Here is a 19,878-nt window from a genome sequence, read left to right on the forward strand (position 1 = left end):
CTCGCGCTGCGCTTCGACAGGCTCAGCGTGAACGGACTTATATTTTTAAACGCATACCGGTATGGGCCTGATGGCAAAAAGCCCCTGACGGGGCTTGCTGCAATAGATGCTGGTGGGGCGGGGCGAGGCCTGTGATGTGCCATGGCCCCGTGCCGTCTCAGTGCAGCATCAAGGCGCCTGCCGTCTTGCTCTTGCCCGCACGCGCCGGCGGGTTGCACAGGCCGCAGGTGAAGTGGCGGTTCTCGTACAGCTCGGTCACGAACTGGCCGCTGCATTGTGAGCACTTGGTGCGGGTCAGCATGCCGGCGTCCACAAACTTCACCAGGCGCCAGGCGCGGGTGAAGGACAGCAGGGGCTCGATCTCGGCCGTGGTGACCTGCTCGGTGTACAGGCGGTAGGCCTTGGTCAGCAGTTCCACCGAATCCAGGTCCACGCCCTTGGACAGGTACTCGTAGATGTTCAGGAACAGCGAGCTGTGGATGTTCTCCTGCCAGGTCAGGAACCAGTCGGTCGAGAAGGGCAGCTGTCCCTTGGACGGCGACTTGCCCGCGATCTCCTTGTACAGGCGGATCAGGCGCTCGTACGACAGCGTGGTTTCCGACTCCAGCACCTGCATGCGGGCGCCCATCTGGATCAGCATCGCCGCGCGCTCGATCTGCTTGGATTCATTGAGAACGCTCTTGACGGGGGCTTTGGCGGGTGCGGTGGTCGAGGACATGGCGGGCTTTCGGCGTAGAGGGGCTGCGGGCGGTGGCGTGGGTCAGAGCACTTCCGACACGCGGCTGGCCATCAGGATGTTGGCGTGCAGCGTGTTGGTGGCTTCGTTGCCCACCTTCTTGGCCGTGTGGTTGGTCAAGAGACTCCACACCAGGTTGTCGTCCACACGGAAGCTGCAAAGAAGCGTGTTGCGGGAGGCCAGTTTCATCACTTGCGCTGCGGACAGCGAAGCGAGAATATCGGCAGACTCTTCGTTCATGCCCAAGCGGAACACGGCTTCGGCCTTGTCCTGGCGAATCAGGGTCTGGGCCAGCATCAGGTAAGTGAGGTTGGCTTCGCGGATTTCGGCGAGGAGTTGTTCGTTGGTCATGGCGGCTTCCTTTGTTCCAGTTCCCGGACCCTGCGTGGCCTGCTGGTTGCAGGTTTTGCGTGATCCGTTGAAATGGATTGTGAAACCGCCCCAATCAGAAATTAAGTCGGGGTTTGGCTGTGCAGCGTGTCTGGTTCTGCGGTGGGCGGTGTAGGAATTTGCCCTACACGCCGATCAGGCACTGGCGGGCTTTTCACGGGGCCGCGCGTGCTGCGCCGGTCGGCGCGGACCTTCGACTTCTGCTCATGGTTTTGATAGCGCCTGCAAAACCCTCTTTTTTGCGCTTTTGCAACCCGCGCGCTCCAGTTGCGGCGTTTTTCAGCGCTGGAGTGACGGTGCTCAGCCCTTTTCGACGGGGCGGGTGGGGTCGGAGCACCATTCGCTCCAGCTGCCGGCAAACAGCGCCGTGGGGCCGAGGCCCGCGACTTCCATGGCCAGCAGGTTGGGTACGGCGCTCACGCCGCTGCCGCACTGGTGCACCACGGTGGTGGGGTCGCGGCCCGCAAGCAGGGCGCCGAACTCGGCGTGCAGCGTGGCGGCAGGCTTGAAGCGGCCGTCGCTGCCGATGTTCTCGGTGAAGGGGCGGTTGAGCGCGCCGGGGATGTGGCCTGCCACAGGGTCGAGCGGCTCCACCTCGCCGCGGTAGCGCGCGCCTGCGCGGGCGTCGATCACGTTCTGTGCCGGGCTGCCCAGGGCCGCCAGCACGTCGCGGGCCGTGGCGAGCCGGCGCAGCGGCGGCTTGAGCGCGAAGTTGGACTGGAAGTGTGCGGGCTCCTCGCCGCTGGCCACCGCGCCGCCGGCCGCCTGCCAGGCCTGCAGGCCACCGTCGAGCACGGCCACCGCATCGTGGCCCGCCCACTTGAGCATCCACCACAGGCGTCCGCAGTAGTTGGCGCCCTGGCGGTCGTACACCACGGCCTGCATGTGGTTGGCAAAGCCCACGCTGGACAGCCACATCGCAAAGCGCTCGCGGCTGGGCAGCGGGTGGCGGCCGCCGGAGGCGGGCTTGTCGGCCTCCTGCGCGGTGACCGTGCCGCCCGCGCCGGGTGCGCCATGCTTGGCGCTCAGGTGGTTGTTGAGATCGGCGTACACGGCGCCGGGGATATGGGCTTCGCCATACTGCTGGGCGCCGGCCGAGGCCTGCGTCAAATCAAAGCTGCAATCGAACACCATCAGCGGCGCGCCGCTGCCGATCTGGGCCTGCAATTCAGTGGCAGAGATGAGGGTGGTGTAGGTCATGGTGTGTGCGGTGCGGTGCGGAGGGGAGATGGGCTCCATTGTGTCCAGTTGGGTGCTGCCGCGTGTGCAGGCAGCCACGCCGTATCAATGTTCTTCTGCGGGGGCTCCCGGTGCCGCGCGGGCGCGCAGGATGGTGGCCACAATGCCGCTGCCCACGATGAGGGCCATGCCGGTCCAGCCGATGGGGGGGATCTTGTCGCCAAACAGCAGCACGCTGTAGAGGCCGGCAAACACGATGCCCGAATACTGCAGGTTGGCCACCACCAGCGTGCCGCGCTGGGTCTTGGCGCTGGCATAGGCCTTGGTCATGCACAGCTGGCCGCCGGCGGCCAGAACGCCGATGGGCAGCAGCCACAGCGCCTGCCAGCCCGGCCAGGGCGAAGTGCCCGTGAACAGCAGGGCAGCACCGCCCGCCACCGCCGAGCCCACCGCGAAATAGAACACGGTGCGTGACTCCGGCTCGCCGATGCGCGACAGCGCCACCACCTGCATGTAGGCAAACGCGGCTGTCAGGCCGGACATCAGCCCGATCAGACCGGCAAAGGCCTGGTTCTGGTCCAGGCTGGGGCGCAGCATCAGCACCACGCCCACAAAGCCGACCAGCACGGTCAGTACCAGCGGGCCCTGCAGGGCCGGGCGGGGGGTGGCTGGCGAAGGGCGCCAGGCCAGCAGCGTGCCACCGATGAGGAAGGCAGCGATCCACACGCTGCTCATGTAGTTGAGCGTCATGGCCGTGGCCAGGGGCAGGTGGGCAATGGCAAAGAACCAGGCCCCAAGCGAGGTCACGCCCACCAGGCTGCGCCAGGCGTGCATGCCGGGGTATTGCGTAGCCAGCGTCACCTTTTGCGAGCGCGCCAGCAGCCACAGGATGGCCATGCCGATGAGGCCCCGGTAACACACCAGCTCGGCCGAGTTGAAGAAGTCCGATGCGATCTTCACGCACACGCCCATGCTGGCAAACAGGAACGCGGCCAACACCATCCAGAGGGCTTGCATCGGGTTGTGGTCTCTTGAAGTGCACCGGGGGGCGCAGAAATGAAAATAGCTGCCGGCGCTTATTTTTTAAGCACTGGCAGCTATTGTAATGAGAGCAGGCCACAGCGGGCCTGCAGATAGGCGGTGTTTTCCGGCCGTATTCAGCGTTTTGGCGCGTTCAGGTCGATGGTGTCCGACCCCATGGCTTCGCGGTACCACTCGTGGAAATGCTGCATGCCATCCTCCATGGGGCTCTGGTAGGGGCCGACCTCGTTGTCGCCACGCGCCAGCAGGGCCTTGCGGCCGGCGTCCATGCGCTCGCCGATCTCGTCGTCCTCGATGCAGGTCTCCATGTAGGCGGCCTTCTGCGCCTCGACGAATTCGCGCTCGAAGGCGGCGATCTCCTCGGGGTAGTAGAACTCCACCATGTTCAGCGTCTTGGTGGGGCTGATGGGGTGCAGTGTGGACACGGTGAGCACATGCGGGTACCACTCCACCATGATGTGCGGGTACAGCGTGAGCCAGATGGCGCCGTGTTTGGGCGGCTTGCCTTCCCGGTAGGAGAGCAGGGCCTCGTGCCAGCGCTCGTACACGGGGCTGCCGGCCTTGCCCAGGCGGTTGGCCACGCCCACGGTCTGCACCGAGTAGTTCTTGCCGAACTCCCAGCGCAGGTCGTCGCAGGTCACGAAGCTGCCCAGGCCGGGGTGGAAGGGGCCGACGTGGTAGTCCTCGAGGTAGACCTCGATGAAGGTCTTCCAGTTGTAGTTGCACTCGTGCAATTCCACATGGTCGAGCACGTAGCCGCCAAAGTCCAGGTCGGCGCGCGGGCCCATTTGGGCGAGGTCGGCGGCCACGTCGTAGCCGTTGTCTTCAAACAGGAGGCCGTTCCACTCGCGCAGTGGGTAGTTGTTGAGTTGAAGGCAGGGGTCGTGCGCGAAATGCGGTGCGCCCAGCAACTCGCCCTGGGGGCTGTAGGTCCAGCGGTGCAGGGGGCACACGATGTTGCCGCCCGCATGGCCCTTGCCCTGGCCCGACAGCGAGCCCTTGCCCTTGAGCATGACGGCCTGGCGGTGGCGGCAGATGTTGGAGACCAGCTCGATGCCGCCCTCGGCGTTGCGCACGAGCGCGCGGCCCTCGCCCTCCTGGGGCAGTGCATGGTAGTCGCCGGGGTTCGGCACGCTCAATTGATGCCCCACATAACGGGGCCCGCGCTGGAAGATGGTGTCCAGCTCGCGCTGGAACAGCGCGGGGTCAAAGTAGCTTGAAACTGGTAGTTGGCTTGCGGCCTGCTGCAGTTGAAGACTTAAATCAGACATGGGTGACCTGACCTAAAGACTCCCCACAGGGAGAAAGTGCGGGAGGAGCGCCACGGCGCATCCAGAAAAAAGAAACCGGCTAGGGTGGGTAGCCGGCTCGACGGGAATGGGATTATAGGCGGTGGGGTTATTCCCGCATCCCCCCTACGTGTATTGAAACACCCGTTCTAGATGCAGGTCAAAACAGGTGCTGGGCGGGCTGGTGCCGGTGGCGGCTGCCGGGCGGGTTCTGGGGCGTCGCATCCATTCAGCGGCCTGCGGTCTTTGTGCCGTGATGGTGCGCCTAAAATGGCCGGTTTTCCCACCTGCGCTCTGCCGCTTCCTCCATGCCCAAGGCTCCTGCCCCCCCTGCGCCGCCCGCCGAACCCGCCAGCTATGAGGCGGCGCTGGAAGAGCTGGAGCAGCTTGTGGCCTGCATCGAGTCGGGCCAGCTGCCGCTGGACCAGATGCTGGCCGGTTACCAGCGTGGCGCTGCGCTGCTCGCGTTTTGCCGCCAGCGACTGGAAGCCGTGCAGGACCAGATCAAGGTGCTGGACGATGGCCAGCTCCAACCATGGACCCAGGAATGAGTGCAGTGCCCGCGCCATCAGCCGCAGTGATGAACAGCCTTTCCCCGTTTGACGTGGCCCCCTGGAGCCAGAACCACCTGGCCCGCACAGAGCAGGCCCTGTCTGCGTGGGTGGGCCATGGCGCCCCCGCCGGGCTGGGCGATGCCATGCGGTATGCCGTGCTCGATGGCGGCAAGCGCCTGCGGCCACTGCTGGTGCTGGCTGCCTACGAGGCCGTGTGCAGCGGCACGCCTGCGGCGGCAGCATCGGATGAGGCGGCATTGCGGGCCGCCTGTGCCGTGGAACTGATCCACGCGTATTCGCTGGTGCACGACGACATGCCCTGCATGGACAACGACGTGCTGCGCCGGGGCAAGCCCACGGTGCATGTGCAGTTCGGCGAAGCCCAGGCCCTGTTGGCCGGTGATGCCCTGCAGGCCTTTGCCTTCGAGCTGCTCACCCCCGACGACAGTGCCCTGCCTGCCACCATGCAGGCCACGCTGTGCCGCTTGCTGGCGCGCGCGGCCGGCTCGGCCGGCATGGCGGGCGGCCAGGCCATTGACCTGGCGAGCGTGGGCGTGGCGCTGACGGAAGACCAACTGCGCCAGATGCACCGGCTCAAGACCGGCGCGCTGCTGCAGGGCAGCGTGCTCATGGGGGCTGTGTGCGGCCATGCGGCGCCGGCGGCCTACCAGGCACTGTCGGACTACGGTGCGGCCATGGGCCTGGCGTTCCAGGTGGTGGATGACATCCTGGACGTGGTGGCCGATTCGGCCACGCTGGGCAAGACCGCTGGCAAGGATGCCGCGGCCGACAAACCCACCTATGTGTCCCTGCTGGGGCTCGCGCGGGCCCAGGCGCATGCCCAGGAGCTGCTGCACGAGGCGCACGCCGCCTTGGCCGCGAGCGGCCTGCCGGACACCCGTGCCTTGGCGGCGCTGGCCGACATGGTGGTGCGCCGCTCTTACTAGAATTTGAACAAAATTGGCCTCTGGCGCCCGTCCATAAAGCGCTAGCAGCTATTAAAAAAATAGCAAATGTCCACGACCTCTTTTCCCCTGCTGCAGACCATCAACGACCCGGCAGACCTGCGCCAGCTCGCACGGGCAGACCTCAAGGCGCTGGCTGCCGAGCTGCGCGAGTTCGTGCTGCAAAGCGTCTCGCAGACCGGCGGCCACCTCAGCTCCAACCTGGGCACGGTGGAGCTGACCGTGGCGCTGCACCATGTCTTCCACACCCCCGAAGACCGCCTGGTGTGGGACGTGGGCCACCAGACCTACCCGCACAAGATCCTGACCGGCCGGCGCGAGCGCATGCACACGCTGCGGCAGATGGGTGGCATCTCGGGCTTTCCGCAGCGGGCCGAAAGCATCTACGACACCTTCGGCACGGCGCACTCCAGCACCAGCATCTCGGCCGCTTTGGGCATGGCCCTGGCTGCCAAGCGCAAGGGCGAGAGCCGCCACGCGGTCGCCATCATCGGCGACGGTGCCATGACGGCTGGCATGGCCTTCGAGGCGCTGAACAACGCGGGCGTGGCCGACTGCAACCTGCTGGTGGTGCTCAACGACAACGACATGTCGATCAGCCCGCCCGTGGGTGCGCTCAACCGCTACCTGGCGCAGCTCATGAGCGGCCAGTTCTACGCCGCCGCCAAGAACGTGGGCAAGACCGTGCTCAAGCCCGTGCCGCCCCTGCTGGAGCTGGCCAAGCGCTTCGAGCAGCAGGCCAAGGGCATGGTGGTGCCCGCCACGCTGTTCGAAAAATTCGGCTTCAACTACATCGGCCCCATCGATGGGCACGACCTGGATTCGCTGATCCCCACGCTCGAAAACATCAAGAGCCTCAAGGGCCCGCAGTTTTTGCATGTGGTCACCAAGAAGGGCCAGGGCTACAAGCTGGCCGAGGCCGACCCCATCGCCTACCACGGCCCCGGCAAATTCGACCCCAGCGTGGGCCTGACCAAACCCGCCACGCCACCCAAGCAGACTTTCACCCAGGTGTTCGGCCAGTGGCTGTGCGACATGGCCGCGCAGGACATGCGCCTGGTGGGCATCACGCCCGCCATGCGCGAGGGCTCGGGCATGGTCGAGTTTGAAAAGCGCTTCCCCGACCGTTACTACGATGTGGGCATCGCCGAGCAGCACGCCGTGACCTTTGCCGCTGGCATGGCCTGCGAGGGCGTGAAGCCCGTGGTGGCGATCTATTCCACCTTCCTGCAGCGCGGCTACGACCAGCTGATCCACGACGTGGCCCTGCAGAACCTGCCCGTGGTGTTTGCTCTGGACCGCGCTGGCCTGGTGGGCGCCGATGGCGCCACGCACGCGGGCGCCTACGACATCCCGTTCGTGCGCTGCATTCCCAACATGGGCATGGCCTGCCCGGCGGACGAGCGCGAGTGCCGGCAACTGCTCACCACGGCCTTCGAGCAGAACCACCCCGTGGCCGTGCGCTACCCGCGCGGCAGCGGCGCAGGCGTGGCGCCGCTGGCGGGTCTGGAAGGCCTGCCGTTCGGCAAGGGCGAGATCCGCCGCGAGCGCCAGGGCACCGATGCCAAGGCGCCGCGCATCGCCATCCTGTCGTTTGGCACCCTGCTGTACCCCGCGCTGGAGGCGGCCGAGTCGCTCGACGCCACCGTGGTCAACATGCGCTGGGCCAAGCCGATTGACGAGGCCCTGCTGCGCGACGTGGCCGAGCGCCACGATGCGCTGGTCACGCTCGAAGAAGGCGCGATCCAGGGCGGCGCGGGCAGCGCCGTGACCGAGGCGCTCAACGCCATGGGCATCGTGCGCCCCGTGTTGCAGCTGGGCCTGCCCGATGTGTTCATCGAACACGGCGACCCGGCCAAGCTGCTGTCGCTGCAGGGGCTGGATGCAGCGGGCATTCGCGCCTCGATTGCCGCCCGTTTTCTGGCCCACGGTATCGCCTGACGGCGGCTGCTGAACGGGGCCGGCCTGGCGGCCAGAGCGGGGCCACATGGTGGCCACCGGGCTGCCAAGCTGCGTGCCGCAGCGCGTGCGTTTCCGTGCGGCCTGCGGATGCTTGCAGAAGCCTGAAGGTGCATGGCTGGAAGGGACTTTCGCGGGAAAACCCGCAAAAGTCCCCCAGGGCATGTTTCTACAATGAGCCTCGGCTGAAACAAGTCCTTGGCTTGCCGTGCACAACGCGTGCAGCCCAAGTTTTGCAATCAATGAATATCGGAGAGAACCTCATGGATCGTCGTTCAATCATCAAGCACGCTGGCATTGCCGGTGTGCTGGCTGCGGGCGCTGCGCCTGCTGTCCACGCCCAGGCCGCCATTCGCTGGCGTCTGGCGTCCAGCTTCCCCAAGTCGCTGGACACCATCTATGGTGGCGCTGATGTGTTCTCCAAGGCCGTCAAGGCCATGTCCGGCGGCAAGTTTGAAATCTCCGTGCATGCGGGTGGTGAGCTGATGCCTCCCTTTGGCGTGCTCGATGGCGTGCAACAAGGCACCGTGGAGATGTGCCACACCGTGCCTTACTACTTCTACGGCAAGAACCCCGCGTTCGCCCTGGGTTCGGCTGTGCCCTTCGGCTTCAATGCCCGCCAGATGAACGCCTGGATGCTGCACGGCAATGGCCGCAAGCTGATGAACGAGTTCTACTCGAACTACAACGCCATCAGCTTCGCCGGCGGCAACACCGGCACGCAGATGGGCGGCTGGTTCCGCAAGGAGATCAAGTCTCCCGCCGACTTCAAGGGCATGAAGATGCGCCTGGGCGGCGGCCTGGTGGGCGAAGTGATGCAGAAGCTGGGCGCTGTGCCCCAGAGCATCCCTGGCGGCGAAATCTACCAAGCCCTCGAAAAGGGTACGCTGGACGCCGCCGAGTGGGTGGGGCCGTACGACGACCAGAAGCTGGGCTTCAACAAGGTGGCTCCGTTCTACTACTACCCCGGCTGGTGGGAAGGTGGTCCGGAAGTGGACTTCTTCATCAACCAGAAGGCGTTCGACGGCCTGTCCTCCGAGAACAAGGCCATCATCGAAGCGGCAACCAATGTGGCCCACATCGACATGCTGGCCAAGTACGACGCGCTGAACCCCACGGCCCTCAAGCAACTGGTGGCCGCCAAGACCAAGGTGCTGCCGTTCTCGCAAGCCGTGATGGACGCTTCGTTCAAGGCCTCGATGGAAGTCTTCGCAGAGAATGACGCCAAGAGCCCCGAGTGGAAGAAGATCTACGCCGACATGCGCTCCTTCCAGCGCGACCAGATCCTGTGGTTCCGCTTCGCCGAAGCGCGCTACGACACCTTCATGTCTGCGCAAAAGGTCTAAGGTTCGGGCCGGGCAAGGCGGCGCAGGCTGCCTTGTTCTTGGACCCACCCTATGCCAACCCGCCTGGTTCGCCAGGCGGGTTTTTTTGCGTCCGTGGTTTCCGTGGGGCGGGTGTTGCCGGGCCCGGGGCGCGGCCATGTGGTGCGCCGTGCGCGGCAGGGGGTTGTGGGCCGTGGCGCGCCGCCATGGGTGGCACCCGGCGGGGTGGGTGGCATAGCCTGGTGCCGGAGCGTGCAGGAACATCCCTGGCGAGTGCGGGCCTACCGTGTGCATCTGCCGGCCTGCGCACACACCTCAGCGCACAGCCTTGTGCTATGTGCCCATGAAAAAGGCCCCTGCAGATCCTGTCTGCAGGGGCCTTTGGGCGCGGATTCCGGGGGCCGGTGGTCAGCCCCGGTCAGCCCCGGGAAGAGGCGTGGCGCACGCCACGCACTTGTTACTTCTTTTCGTTGGCCATCGAGTCCTGCAGGGCCTTCAGCGGGTCGTCGGCCGCAGCGGGTGCGGAGGATGCCTCGCCGGCGGGCGCGGATGCCGCGCCTTCCATGCCGGCCGTGGGGTCGATGGCTTCTGGGGCACCTGCCGCATCGGGCATGGTGGCTTCCATTTCCATGCGGACCTTGTCCAGGTCGTAGACCTCTTCCTTGTCGAGGCCGCTGGAGACGATGCCTGGGAACGCAATGATCAGGCCCACCATCAGCAGCTGAATGACCAGGAAGGGGATGGCTCCCCAGTAGATCTGGGGCGTGGTCACCGGGGCAATCATCTTCTTGGTGACCTTGTCCATGTACTCCTTCACAGGGGCCACGCTGCGCAGGTAGAACAGCGCGAAGCCGAACGGTGGGTGCATGAACGAGGTCTGCATGTTCACGGCCAGCAGCACGCCGAACCAGATCAGGTCAATGCCCAGCTTGTGGGCCACGGGGGCCAGCAGGGGCACCACGATGAAGGACAGCTCGAAGAAGTCCAGGAAGAACGCCAGGAAGAACACCATGATGTTCACGACGATCAGGAAGCCCAGTTGGCCACCGGGCAGGCCGGTCAGCAGGTGCTCCACCCACAGCGGGCCGTCCACACCCTGGAAGGTCAGGCCGAACATGGTGGCGCCCACCAGGATGAACACCACGAAACACGACAGCTTGGTGGTGGTGGTCACGGCCTGCTTGAGCAGCGACAGCGACAGCCGGCCGCGGATGATGGCCATGATGCCGGCACCCAGAGCGCCCATGGCACCGCCTTCGGTGGGGGTTGCCACGCCCAGGAAGATGGTGCCCAGCACCAGGAAGATCAGCAGCAGCGGCGGGATCAGCACAAAGGTCACGCGCTCGGCCACGCGGGAGAGCAGGCCCAGGCGGGTGATCTTGTTGATGCTGGCGGCCACGAAGGCCAGGGCCACGCCGAAGCACATGGACACCACGATGGTTTCGTCGAGGGCGACCTTCTCCACCACCTCGCCCGACCACCAGCTGTGCAGGGTGGGCATGTTCTTGGCCACGTAGACCGAGGCGGCCACGCAGATGCCGGTCAGGACCAGCAGCGAGGGCACACCGCTCTTGCCGTTGTCTCCCCGGAGCGTGCGGGCTTCGGGCGGGAGGGCGGGCACCCACTGGGGCTTGAAGATCGCCAGCAGGATGATGTACAGCGCATAGAAGCCGGTGAGCATCAGGCCGGGCAGGAAGGCGCCCTTGTACATGTCGCCCACGCTGCGGCCCATCTGGTCGGCAATGATGATGAGCACCAGCGAAGGGGGGATGATCTGCGCCAGCGTGCCGGAGGCGGCAATCACCCCCGCTGCCAGCCGCCGGTCATAGCCGTAGCGCAGCATGATGGGCAGCGAGATCAGGCCCATCGAGATCACGGAAGCGGCCACCACGCCCGTGGTGGCTGCCAGCAGCGCGCCCACGAAGATCACGGCCAGCGCCAGACCGCCACGGATGGGGCCGAAGAGCTGACCGATGGTGTCCAGCAGGTCTTCCGCCATCCCGCTTCGCTCCAATATGAGCCCCATCAGCGTGAAGAACGGAATGGCCAGCAGGGTGTCGTTCTGCATGATGCCGAAAATGCGCAGCGGCACGGCTTGCAGCAGGGCTTCGGGCAGCACGCCCAGCTCAATGCCCACGAAGGCGAAGAACAGTCCGCAGGCGCCCAGGCTGAAGGCGACCGGAAAGCCCACCAGCAAGAAGCAGATGAGCCCCACAAACATGATGGGGGCGAGGTTGTGTGTCAGAAATTCCATGGTGTGTGCTCCGCTCAGACGGCCTCGGTCTTGTTCTTGCCGTTGCCCTTGGCGGCTTCAGCCAGGTTGCGGATGGATTCGGCCAGTTCTTCCTCGGCCGTCTTCTCCACTTTCTTGACCGTGGGGTCTTCGATCAGGCCTTGCAGGAAGCCCAGGCGCTTGATCAGCTCGGAGATACCCTGCAGCCACAAGAGCGCAAAGCCCAGCGGCATCATCATGTACACGGGCCAGCGGATCAGGCCGCCAGCGTTGTTCGACATTTCTCCCGACGCCAGGGCGCGCGTGAAGAAGGGAACGCCGTACCAGAGCACGGCCAGGCACATGGGCGTGAGGAAGGCGATGAGGCCGAACACGTCGATCCAGATCTGGGTGCGCTTGGAAAAGCGGCTGGAGACCACGTCCACCTTCACGTGCTCGCCCTGCAGCAGCGTGTAGCCCGCAGCCAGCAGGAACGAAGCGGCAAACAGGTACCACTGCACTTCCAGAAAGGCGTTGGAGCTGATGTTGAACGCTTTGCGTACCACGGCGTTCACGCCGCTGATGACCGTGGAGGCCAGGATCAGCCAGACCACGTACTTGCCGACCTGGGTGTTAAGCCAGTCGATCCCCCTCGATAACTTCAATAGAGCCTGCATGGTGTCTCCAATAAAAAGGCTGTGCGCGCGATATGCCGGTCCGCCCACGGGTGGGCGCAGCGGATCGACAAACTTTTACAACGGCGCGATTCTACGGAGCACTGTAGGTCCAGGCTGACAGCTGCGTGACGGTGTTATCCCTCAGCGCATCCTCATTCTTTAGCTATCAAAAATAGAGCAATTAGGGTTTCTGCCTAGATGTCGAAGCGCGCTTTTTCCGTGCAAATTGCCACCAGGGCAGCACGGTGCTCATGGCCAGCACCTCGCCGCAGTGCAGGGGGGCGTAGCCGGGCAGGGCCTGCATGTGGGCCTGCCACTCGGGGGTTTGCAGCAGGGCGCGCAGGGCCTGCGTGGCGGGCTGGTCCAGGCTGGCCTTGAGGCAGGCCAGGTGGTAGCGCTCATGCACCAGCGGCACAAAATCCAGCCCGCGCGCACGCGCTGCCACCTCGATGCCCATGCCCACGTCCGCCGTGCCCGCTGCCACGGCTTGCGCGATGGCGGTGTGCGAAGGCTCGTTGAGCTGGTAGCCCTGGATGGCCTGGGCATCCAGGCCCGCCTGTGCCAGCAGGTCGTCGAGCAGCACGCGCGTGCCCGTGCCTAGCGGCCGGTTGATGAAACGGGCGCCGGTGCGGGCCACGTCCTCCAGGCTGTGCAGCCCCAACGGGTTGCCCGGCGCCACGATGAGGCCCTGCGTGCGCTGGGCAAAGCCGATAACCTTGTGCAGCCCGGGCTGCAGCAGGGGCTGGTAGGTGCGCGCGGTGAGCGACGCCGCGGCCGCGCCCTCCACCGTGTGAAAGCCCGCCAGCGTGCAGCGCCCTTCGTTGAGCGCGCGGATCGCGTCCACGCTGCCGGTGAAGCGGATGTCCAGGTGCAGCGCGCCCGCGTCGGCCTGCGTGGCCGCATGGGCACGCAGCGCCACCAGTGCGTCGTCGTGGCTGGCGTACAGGGTGAGCACATGGGCATGGGGGTCGAAGGCCACGGCAAATGCGCGCTCCAGGTCGGCGTGCAGCGCCGCGATCTGTGGCGCCAGCCGCGCCTGGGCCTGGCGCTCGGCCCACAGCAGCTTGGTCCCGAACTCGCTGAGCTGTGCCGACTGGCCCTTGCCCCAGATGATCAGTTCGCCACCCAACTGGTCTTCCCAGCGCTTGAGGGCGCCCCAGACATGGCGGTACGACAGGTCCAGCGCGCGTGCCGCGCCCGAGATGGAGCCGCGTTCGGCCACGGCCTGCAGCAGCTCGGGCAGCGGATTGCGGATGAGCGCGGTGCCAGCATCCCGGCTCAATGTGTAGTGAAGTTGGACCCTATGCACGGACGTTCATATCGCTGGATATTGGATGGGTGCCTACGATAGCCCAAACTGATCACCGGCCATGTCCACCCTTTCCGAAAGCGCGGGCACAGCGCTGCAACTCACCCTCTCGTCCGACCCCGTCCTCTGGACCATCGTGGGCCGCTCCCTGTCCGTCAGTGCCACGGCCTGCCTGCTGGCCTGCGGCATCGGCCTGGTGCTGGGGGCCTGGCTGGGCGTGGCCCGCTTCGTGGGGCGCGGGGCGGCGCTGGCGGTGCTCAACACCTTGCTGGCCGTGCCCTCGGTGGTGGTGGGGCTGGTGGTGTACCTGGTGCTTTCGCGCAGCGGGCCGCTGGGGTCGCTGGGCTGGCTGTTCAGCTTCAAGGCCATGGTGCTGGCGCAGGCCATCCTGGTGCTGCCGGTGGTCACCGCGCTCACGCGCCAGGTGGTGGAAGACGCCGAGCGCGCACATGGCGAGCAGTTGCGCTCCATGGGCGCGGGCCCGCTGCTGCGCAGCCTGCTGCTGGCCTGGGATGAGCGCTATGCGCTGCTCACGGTGCTGCTGGCCTCGTTTGGCCGCGCCATCTCCGAGGTGGGCGCGGTGATGATCGTGGGCGGCAACATCGACGGCTTCACGCGCGTGATGACCACGGCCATCGCGCTGGAGACCAGCAAGGGCGACCTGCCCCTGGCGCTGGCGCTGGGCATCATCCTGCTGGCCGTGGTGCTGGCGCTCAATGTGCTGATCGCCCTGGTGCGCCGCTGGCGCGAGCGCGTGGATGGCTCGGCCTCCAGCACGCCCGTGGGGGTGGCGGCATGAGCATCGAAGTGCCTTCGGAAACCCCCTGGGTCGATCTGCGCCAGGTAACGGTGCGCTACGGCCGCGTGCAGGCGCTGGAGCAGGTCACGCTGCGCATCACCCCGGGCGAACGCGTGGCGCTGGTGGGGGCCAACGGCAGTGGCAAAAGCACGCTGCTGCGGGTGCTCAACGGCCTGGCCGGCGCCAGTGGCGGTGGCCTGCACTGCGACGCCACGCTGCGCCAGGCCATGCTGTTCCAGCGCCCGCACATGCTGCGCACCAGCGCACAGAACAACGTGGCGCTGGGCCTGTGGCTGCGTGGCACGCGCTGGCGCGATGCGCGGCTGCAGGCGCTGACGGCGTTGCAGCGCGTGGGCCTGCAGGACATTGCCGCGCAGAACGCGCGCACGCTGTCGGGCGGCCAGCAGCAGCGGGTGGCGCTGGCCCGTGCCTGGGCGCTGCGGCCTGATGTGCTGCTGCTCGACGAACCCACCGCCAGCCTGGACCCCCACGCCAAGCGCGAGGTCGAGGCCCTGATGGCCGACTTTGCCGCCAGCCATGGTGCAGCCGGCCCGGCCCACCCCGTGACCATGGTGTTCAGCAGCCACAACCTGGGCCAGGTCAAGCGCCTGGCCAGCCGCGTGGTCTACATGGAGCATGGCCGCCTGGTGGCCGACCTGCCCGTGCACGACTTCTTCAACGGCCCCCTGCCCGAGGCCGCCCGCTTGTTTGTCAAAGGAGAACTGGGATGATGGCGATGACAGAGAATTTCAATCTTTTTAAGCCCCTTGCGCGCGTCCAGTGTGCGCTGATAGCTACTATTTTTGTAGCGTCTGGTGCAGTGTCCGCTCAAAACATCACCATGGCGTCTACCACATCCACCGAGCAGTCGGGCCTGTTTGGCCACCTGATGCCCGAGTTCAAGAAGGCCAGTGGCCTGGATGTGAAGGTGGTGGCCCTGGGCACGGGCCAGGCGCTCGACATGGCGCGCCGGGGCGACGCCGACGTGCTGTTCGTGCACGACCAGGCGGCCGAAGAAAAGTTTGTGGCCGACGGCTGGGGCGTGAAGCGCTACCCGGTGATGTACAACGACTTCATCCTGATCGGTCCCAAGGACGACCCCGCCGGTGTGCGCGGCACCGGCGGCAAGGACATCGTGCAGGCGCTGCAGAAGCTCGCGTCCGGCAACGGCAGCTTTGTCTCGCGTGGCGACAAGAGCGGCACCCACGCGGCCGAGCTGCGCTACTGGGCGCTGGCGGGTGCCGATGCCGCAAAACCCTCAAAAGGCAGCGGCTACAAGGAATGCGGCTGCGGCATGGGCCCTGCTCTCAACATCGCTGCGTCGAGCAACGCCTATGTGCTGGCCGACCGGGGCACCTGGCTCAACTTCAAGAACCGCGCCGACCTGGCCGTGCTGGTGGAGGGTGACACCAGGCTCTTCAACCAGTACGGCGTGATGGTGGTCAACCCCGCCAAGCACCCGCACGCGAAGGCGCAGGACGCGCAGAAGTTTGTGGACTGGGTGGTTTCGCTCGCCGGCCAGCAAGCCATTGCGGGGTACAAGATCGGCGGCGAGCAGCTGTTCTTCCCTAACGCACTGCGATGACCTGTTTGGGGGCGGGACGCTCACCAGGCCAGGTTAATCGTCATCTCGGTGGTGAGAGCTGCGCCAGATCGCCCGCACCAGCCACAGGCCGCACACCACCGCGCCGAAGAACCCCAGGAAGCCAAACGCGGGCAGGCCGAACAGCGTAGGCCCGCCTTTCACGGTCATCACGATGGACGAGCCGATGATGAGCGCCGCAATCACCAGCGCCATCGCCAGCCGGTTGGCCGAGCGGTCGATCTGGTCGCCCACGCGCTTGAGGTGGGCCAGCTCGATGCCCACCTGCAGGCGCCCGCGCCGCGCATTGCGCAGCAGCCGCGAGAGGTCGTCCGGCAGCTGTTCCAGCGTGCTCAGCGCCCGCCGCACGGTGGACCACGCGCGCCCGGCCAATGCCTCGGGGCGGTAGCGGTGGCGCACCACCTGCTGGAGCACGGGCAGGGTTTCGGTGGCCATGTGAAAGCCCGGGTCCAGGTTGCGGCCCATGCCTTCGAGCGAGATGAAAGCCTTGATCAGCAGCGCCAGGTCGGGCGGCAAGCCCAGGCGGTGCTCGCGCAGGATGGCGCTCACATCGGCCAGCATCTGGCCCAGGCTCAGCTGCGCCAGCGGCACACCGTGGTACTGGTCCACAAAGGCCTCGACCTCGGTTTCGAGCTGGCCCAGGTTCAGGCCCGGTCCGTCACCCGTCCAGTCCAGCAGCACATCGGCCACCGCCTGGGGCTGGTGCTCCACCAGGCCCAGCAGCTGCAGCAGTTCGTCGCGCCGGCGCTGCGACAGCCGCCCCACCATGCCGAAGTCGATGAAGGCAATGCGGTTGCCAGGCAGGTAGAACACGTTGCCTGGGTGCGGGTCGGCGTGGAACACGCCGTCTTCCACAATCATCTTGAGCACCGCCTGCGCGCCCCGCCGCGCCAGCACCCGGCGGTCAAAGCCCGCCTCGGGTGTCAGCGCCGCCAGCGCGCCGCCGGGCGTGCCGTCGATGAAGTCCTGCACGTTGATGCGTTCGCGGGTGTGGGCCCAGTGCACGCGCGGGATCACGATGTGGGGCAAGGCGGCCATGTTGGCGGCAATGCGCTCGGCCTGGCGGCATTCGCCCGCCAGGTCCAGTTCGCGGCGCAGCGAGCGCGCGAATTCGTGCACCAGCTGCTGGGGCCGGTAGGGCTTGAGCGCGGGCAGTTCGGCCTCGGCCAGTGCCGCCAGGCGCTGCAGCAGGCGCAGGTCGGCGTGGATGGTGTCGGCAATGCCGGGGCGGCGGATCTTGACGATCACCTCGGTGCCGCCATGCAGGCGGGCGCGGTGCACCTGGGCGATGGAGGCGGCCGCCAGCGGGGTGGTGTCGAACCACGCAAACACCTCTTCGGGCTCGGCGCCCAGGTCTTCGCGCAGTTGGGGGCGCAGGGCGTCCAGCGGCACGGCGGGCACCTGGCTGTGCAGCTTCTCGAACTCGGCAATCCACTCGGGGCCGAACAGGTCGGCCCGGCCCGCAAGGATCTGCCCGAACTTCACAAACGCCGGGCCCAGTTCTTCGAGCGCCAGCCGCACCTGCACGGGGGGCTCCACGCGGGCCAGGTCGGCGGCGTGTGTCCAGTTCAGCGCCTGGCCTGCGCGCTCCAGCCGGTCGGCCAAGCCCAGGCGGCGCACCGTGTCGCCAAAGCCGTGGCGCACCATCACGCCCAGGATTTCCTTCAGGCGCCCCAGGTCGCGGGCGGTGTCCAGCGTTTCGATGAGCATGGGGCAATGATAGGTTCAGAAGCCCAGGGCAGGCTTGTTCACCATCAGGTAGAACACCACGGCCATGGCCACAAAGGCCGGGTAGCCCAGGGCCTCCCACCAGCGCGCATAGCGCCAGTACTGCAGGGGCAGCGCGCCGTGGCCGTGAGTTGCTGCCTGCGCGGCCATGTCGCGCATGCGCAGCTGCAACCAGACCACGGGCAGCCAGCAGGCGCCAGCCACTGCGTACAGCGCCAGGGACGCGGCAAGCCACGGCGTGCTCCAGGGCAGGCCGGCCATCGCCGCCATGGCCAGCCCCGTGGCGGGCTGGATGAACACTGTGGGGGTGGTGAACCACCAGTCCGCCCGCACCACCAGGCGCGTGACCACGGCCTGCGCCTGCAGGTTGCCGCTGCGGTTGGTGAAGAACATGTAGAACGCCGAGCCCAGCCCGGTGCCCACCAGCAGCACGCTGGAGACGATGTGCAGCCATTTGAGGGTGAGGTACAGGCTCATGGCGACTTTGCGCGTTCGTCTTGCAGCAGCACCAGCAGGATGGCGGCAATGGGCAGGTTCTTGGTCAGCGGGCCCAGCGGGTGCAGCCACCAGGACGGGTCGATGGCGCTGGCCAGCAGGGTCATGATCCCCATCAGCACCAGGGCTGCCAGGTAGGCCGCCCGACCGGGCCGCCAAGCCATCCAGACGCCCAGGGCCGCATCGGCGGCGGCACCGGCGAGGATGAGGAAGGGAGCCAGCCCTGCAATGCGGCTCCACGCAGGGGGCAGACTGACCAGCAGCGCGCGGCTTTGCCCGTTCAGTTCCACCACGCTCACCAGGGCCGTGGCCAGCCACACGAAGACGAGGCTCCAGCGCAGCAACGCATGGGCGGCGGGCGTCATGCCTCCTCCACGATGTCCGTCACCATGCCCCACTTTGCAAACTCCGGCGCAAAGGCTTCCAGCGGCAGCAGCCCGGTGCTGGTGTGGGCGCCCAGGGGCAGGGCCTGCCCGGCGGCCAGTTGCCGGGCCAGCAGGATGGCGGCCATGCAGGGGATTTCAGGGCCGTGGTCGTGGTCGGCCGCAATGTGCCACGCACGCCGGCGGGGCAGGCCCTGGGCGTTGGTGCCGGCCACCCGCACCACCATGCCGCCGAGCGGGGTGCCCAGGGCGTCGAGCACGCTGCCAGTGCGGTGCAGCAGCCCGGCCAGCTTCTCGGGGTGGGGCAGCAGGCCCCAGTGGCGCAGGGCCGCCAGGGCGGCAAAGCTGCGCTGGGCCAGGCCCACCTCCAGCGCGGCGCGGAACAGAACGCTGCCCTGCACCCGGTAGTGGGCCGGGAAAATCTCCAGGTCCGGGATGTCGCACACCGCCCCCAGGCGCGGCCGCAGGCGGTGGAACTGCACCGGCGTGGGCGCGGCCCAGCCTCGCCGGGACTGCCAGCGGCCGCCTTCCCATACAGGGATTGGCAGCCCGCAATAGCTCAGCACGGCCGCCAGCGTGGCCTCGCCGCGCGGCGCGCGCTGTGCGGGGGCGATGCAGATGTCGATGCTGTCGATGTGTTGCCAGCCCGCGCACAGGTGGTCGATGACGGCCGACGACAGTGCGGGCACGGTGCTGGCCCCGGTGACGGCAGTGTGCCCGGCCGCTGCAAAGGGGGCCTGCAGGGCCGCAGGAAAGTCGCACACAAACCGGCGCCCATCCGCCAGGTCGATGTAGTGCGCGCCCGCCTTGGCCGCCGCCTGGGCCACGCCATGGGCCTGGGCCTGGAAGGGGCCTGCCGTGTGGATCACCAGGCCCACGCCCAGCGCACGCAGCCGGTCGGCCAGGCCGGGCGCCTGGTGGTCCAGCGCCACGCCTTGCGCGCCGTGGCCCAGCGTGTGTGCCAGGGCCTGGGCGCGGGTGGCATCGCGGCCCGCGACCAGCAGCGCGATGCCGTGGTGGGTGGCCGGGTCGCCCGCCAGTGCGCGGCAGATGCGTGCGCCGAAGTTGCCATAGCCGCCCAGGACCAGGGTTTTGAGGGCAGCCATCGCTCAGGCCCCGCGCTGCTTGGTGTGCAAGCCTTCAAGGCGTCGCGCGTGCGTACCGGCCCGTGATCGTCTGCATTGTTTTGTCCACGCCATGGCCACCCTGTCCTCCCCTGTTGCGCTGTGTATCT

The 19,878-nt window shown here is 67.0% G+C and carries 19 protein-coding genes; 7 read left to right on the top strand and 12 right to left on the bottom strand.

Annotation, left to right across the window (positions count from 1 at the left end):
- Positions 1–157: 157 nt before the first annotated feature.
- The 5 genes from flhC to DBV10_RS20665 form a co-directional block, all read right to left on the bottom strand.
- Complete coding sequence (gene flhC, locus DBV10_RS20645) at positions 158–718, bottom strand: flagellar transcriptional regulator FlhC (RefSeq protein WP_124515438.1); 561 nt, start codon at positions 716–718, stop codon at positions 158–160.
- A gap of 42 nt (positions 719–760) precedes the next feature.
- Positions 761–1,087 (bottom strand): flagellar transcriptional regulator FlhD, encoded by a 327-nt coding sequence (flhD, locus tag DBV10_RS20650; protein ID WP_108617621.1) that lies wholly within the window; start codon positions 1,085–1,087, stop codon positions 761–763.
- Between the two features lie 339 nt (positions 1,088–1,426).
- Positions 1,427–2,326, bottom strand: a complete 900-nt coding sequence (locus DBV10_RS20655; protein WP_124515439.1) for a sulfurtransferase — start codon at positions 2,324–2,326, stop codon at positions 1,427–1,429.
- A gap of 84 nt (positions 2,327–2,410) precedes the next feature.
- Complete coding sequence (locus DBV10_RS20660) at positions 2,411–3,322, bottom strand: DMT family transporter (RefSeq protein WP_124515440.1); 912 nt, start codon at positions 3,320–3,322, stop codon at positions 2,411–2,413.
- 140 nt (positions 3,323–3,462) lie between these two features.
- The gene (locus tag DBV10_RS20665) at positions 3,463–4,617 is read right to left on the bottom strand and encodes an aromatic ring-hydroxylating dioxygenase subunit alpha (protein WP_124515441.1); all 1,155 of its coding nucleotides are present in this window, start codon (positions 4,615–4,617) and stop codon (positions 3,463–3,465) included.
- 326 nt (positions 4,618–4,943) lie between these two features.
- Here DBV10_RS20665 and xseB point away from each other — a divergent pair, with 326 nt between their 5' ends.
- The 4 genes from xseB (at position 4,944) to DBV10_RS20685 (ending at position 9,459) form a co-directional block, all read left to right on the top strand.
- Positions 4,944–5,186 carry an exodeoxyribonuclease VII small subunit gene (gene xseB, locus DBV10_RS20670; protein ID WP_124515442.1) on the top strand — a complete coding sequence of 81 codons (243 nt, stop codon included), beginning with the start codon at positions 4,944–4,946 and terminating at the stop codon, positions 5,184–5,186.
- Positions 5,183–6,136 (top strand): polyprenyl synthetase family protein, encoded by a 954-nt coding sequence (locus DBV10_RS20675; protein ID WP_124515443.1) that lies wholly within the window; start codon positions 5,183–5,185, stop codon positions 6,134–6,136. The genes xseB and DBV10_RS20675 overlap by 4 nt, the downstream gene beginning before the upstream one ends.
- Positions 6,137–6,202: 66 nt before the next feature.
- Positions 6,203–8,095 carry a 1-deoxy-D-xylulose-5-phosphate synthase gene (gene dxs / locus DBV10_RS20680; protein WP_124515444.1) on the top strand — a complete coding sequence of 631 codons (1,893 nt, stop codon included), beginning with the start codon at positions 6,203–6,205 and terminating at the stop codon, positions 8,093–8,095.
- 281 nt (positions 8,096–8,376) lie between these two features.
- Positions 8,377–9,459, top strand: coding sequence for a TRAP transporter substrate-binding protein (locus DBV10_RS20685; RefSeq protein WP_124515445.1), 1,083 nt, complete (start codon positions 8,377–8,379; stop codon positions 9,457–9,459).
- Between the two features lie 436 nt (positions 9,460–9,895).
- Here DBV10_RS20685 and DBV10_RS20690 read toward each other — a convergent pair whose 3' ends face one another.
- From DBV10_RS20690 to DBV10_RS20700, 3 genes are all read right to left on the bottom strand, one after another.
- Positions 9,896–11,692 carry a TRAP transporter large permease subunit gene (locus DBV10_RS20690; protein WP_124515446.1) on the bottom strand — a complete coding sequence of 599 codons (1,797 nt, stop codon included), beginning with the start codon at positions 11,690–11,692 and terminating at the stop codon, positions 9,896–9,898.
- Positions 11,693–11,706: 14 nt separating this feature from the next.
- Positions 11,707–12,327 carry a TRAP transporter small permease subunit gene (locus DBV10_RS20695; RefSeq protein WP_124515447.1) on the bottom strand — a complete coding sequence of 207 codons (621 nt, stop codon included), beginning with the start codon at positions 12,325–12,327 and terminating at the stop codon, positions 11,707–11,709.
- 181 nt (positions 12,328–12,508) lie between these two features.
- Entirely contained in the window at positions 12,509–13,636 is a 1,128-nt protein-coding gene (locus tag DBV10_RS20700) for a substrate-binding domain-containing protein (RefSeq protein WP_124515448.1), read from the bottom strand.
- A 61-nt stretch (positions 13,637–13,697) separates the two neighbouring features.
- Here DBV10_RS20700 and DBV10_RS20705 point away from each other — a divergent pair, with 61 nt between their 5' ends.
- Genes DBV10_RS20705 through DBV10_RS20715 form a run of 3 tightly spaced genes read left to right on the top strand, consistent with a single transcriptional unit; the run spans position 13,698 to position 16,020 of the window.
- On the top strand, positions 13,698–14,435 hold the full coding sequence (locus DBV10_RS20705; protein ID WP_124515449.1) for an ABC transporter permease: 738 nt from the start codon (positions 13,698–13,700) through the stop codon (positions 14,433–14,435).
- Positions 14,432–15,166 carry a phosphate ABC transporter ATP-binding protein gene (locus DBV10_RS20710; protein WP_124515450.1) on the top strand — a complete coding sequence of 245 codons (735 nt, stop codon included), beginning with the start codon at positions 14,432–14,434 and terminating at the stop codon, positions 15,164–15,166. The genes DBV10_RS20705 and DBV10_RS20710 overlap by 4 nt, the downstream gene beginning before the upstream one ends.
- 5 nt (positions 15,167–15,171) lie before the next feature.
- Positions 15,172–16,020: a substrate-binding domain-containing protein gene (locus DBV10_RS20715; RefSeq protein WP_124515485.1), complete on the top strand. Its 849-nt coding sequence runs from the start codon at positions 15,172–15,174 to the stop codon at positions 16,018–16,020.
- Positions 16,021–16,053: 33 nt separating this feature from the next.
- Here the strand turns inward: DBV10_RS20715 and DBV10_RS20720 are convergent, their stop codons facing one another.
- The 4 genes from DBV10_RS20720 to DBV10_RS20735 are packed head-to-tail and all read right to left on the bottom strand — an operon-like array spanning position 16,054 to position 19,750.
- On the bottom strand, positions 16,054–17,748 hold the full coding sequence (locus DBV10_RS20720) for an AarF/ABC1/UbiB kinase family protein (protein WP_124515451.1): 1,695 nt from the start codon (positions 17,746–17,748) through the stop codon (positions 16,054–16,056).
- Positions 17,749–17,763: 15 nt separating this feature from the next.
- Positions 17,764–18,243: a DUF2269 domain-containing protein gene (locus DBV10_RS20725; protein WP_124515452.1), complete on the bottom strand. Its 480-nt coding sequence runs from the start codon at positions 18,241–18,243 to the stop codon at positions 17,764–17,766.
- Positions 18,240–18,626, bottom strand: a complete 387-nt coding sequence (locus tag DBV10_RS20730; protein ID WP_124515453.1) for a DoxX-like family protein — start codon at positions 18,624–18,626, stop codon at positions 18,240–18,242. The genes DBV10_RS20725 and DBV10_RS20730 overlap by 4 nt, the downstream gene beginning before the upstream one ends.
- Entirely contained in the window at positions 18,623–19,750 is a 1,128-nt protein-coding gene (locus DBV10_RS20735) for a saccharopine dehydrogenase NADP-binding domain-containing protein (protein WP_124515454.1), read from the bottom strand. Before DBV10_RS20735 ends, DBV10_RS20730 begins: the two co-directional genes overlap by 4 nt.
- Positions 19,751–19,878: the final 128 nt, after the last annotated feature.

The sequence above is a fragment of the Acidovorax sp. FJL06 genome (genome assembly GCF_003852545.1).
GTDB lineage: Bacteria > Pseudomonadota > Gammaproteobacteria > Burkholderiales > Burkholderiaceae_C > Acidovorax.

What these genes read in the sequence shown, in the direction of transcription:
- flhC (WP_124515438.1), bottom strand. Translation starts at nt 718, where the DNA reads ATGTCCTCGACCACCGCACCCGCCAAAGCCCCCGTCAAGAGCGTTCTC.
- flhD (WP_108617621.1), bottom strand. Translation starts at nt 1,087, where the DNA reads ATGACCAACGAACAACTCCTCGCCGAAATCCGCGAAGCCAACCTCACT.
- DBV10_RS20655 (WP_124515439.1), bottom strand. Translation starts at nt 2,326, where the DNA reads ATGACCTACACCACCCTCATCTCTGCCACTGAATTGCAGGCCCAGATC.
- DBV10_RS20660 (WP_124515440.1), bottom strand. Translation starts at nt 3,322, where the DNA reads ATGCAAGCCCTCTGGATGGTGTTGGCCGCGTTCCTGTTTGCCAGCATG.
- DBV10_RS20665 (WP_124515441.1), bottom strand. Translation starts at nt 4,617, where the DNA reads ATGTCTGATTTAAGTCTTCAACTGCAGCAGGCCGCAAGCCAACTACCA.
- xseB (WP_124515442.1), top strand. Translation starts at nt 4,944, where the DNA reads ATGCCCAAGGCTCCTGCCCCCCCTGCGCCGCCCGCCGAACCCGCCAGC.
- DBV10_RS20675 (WP_124515443.1), top strand. Translation starts at nt 5,183, where the DNA reads ATGAGTGCAGTGCCCGCGCCATCAGCCGCAGTGATGAACAGCCTTTCC.
- dxs (WP_124515444.1), top strand. Translation starts at nt 6,203, where the DNA reads ATGTCCACGACCTCTTTTCCCCTGCTGCAGACCATCAACGACCCGGCA.
- DBV10_RS20685 (WP_124515445.1), top strand. Translation starts at nt 8,377, where the DNA reads ATGGATCGTCGTTCAATCATCAAGCACGCTGGCATTGCCGGTGTGCTG.
- DBV10_RS20690 (WP_124515446.1), bottom strand. Translation starts at nt 11,692, where the DNA reads ATGGAATTTCTGACACACAACCTCGCCCCCATCATGTTTGTGGGGCTC.
- DBV10_RS20695 (WP_124515447.1), bottom strand. Translation starts at nt 12,327, where the DNA reads ATGCAGGCTCTATTGAAGTTATCGAGGGGGATCGACTGGCTTAACACC.
- DBV10_RS20705 (WP_124515449.1), top strand. Translation starts at nt 13,698, where the DNA reads ATGTCCACCCTTTCCGAAAGCGCGGGCACAGCGCTGCAACTCACCCTC.
- DBV10_RS20710 (WP_124515450.1), top strand. Translation starts at nt 14,432, where the DNA reads ATGAGCATCGAAGTGCCTTCGGAAACCCCCTGGGTCGATCTGCGCCAG.
- DBV10_RS20715 (WP_124515485.1), top strand. Translation starts at nt 15,172, where the DNA reads ATGACAGAGAATTTCAATCTTTTTAAGCCCCTTGCGCGCGTCCAGTGT.
- DBV10_RS20720 (WP_124515451.1), bottom strand. Translation starts at nt 17,748, where the DNA reads ATGCTCATCGAAACGCTGGACACCGCCCGCGACCTGGGGCGCCTGAAG.
- DBV10_RS20725 (WP_124515452.1), bottom strand. Translation starts at nt 18,243, where the DNA reads ATGAGCCTGTACCTCACCCTCAAATGGCTGCACATCGTCTCCAGCGTG.
- DBV10_RS20730 (WP_124515453.1), bottom strand. Translation starts at nt 18,626, where the DNA reads ATGACGCCCGCCGCCCATGCGTTGCTGCGCTGGAGCCTCGTCTTCGTG.
- DBV10_RS20735 (WP_124515454.1), bottom strand. Translation starts at nt 19,750, where the DNA reads ATGGCTGCCCTCAAAACCCTGGTCCTGGGCGGCTATGGCAACTTCGGC.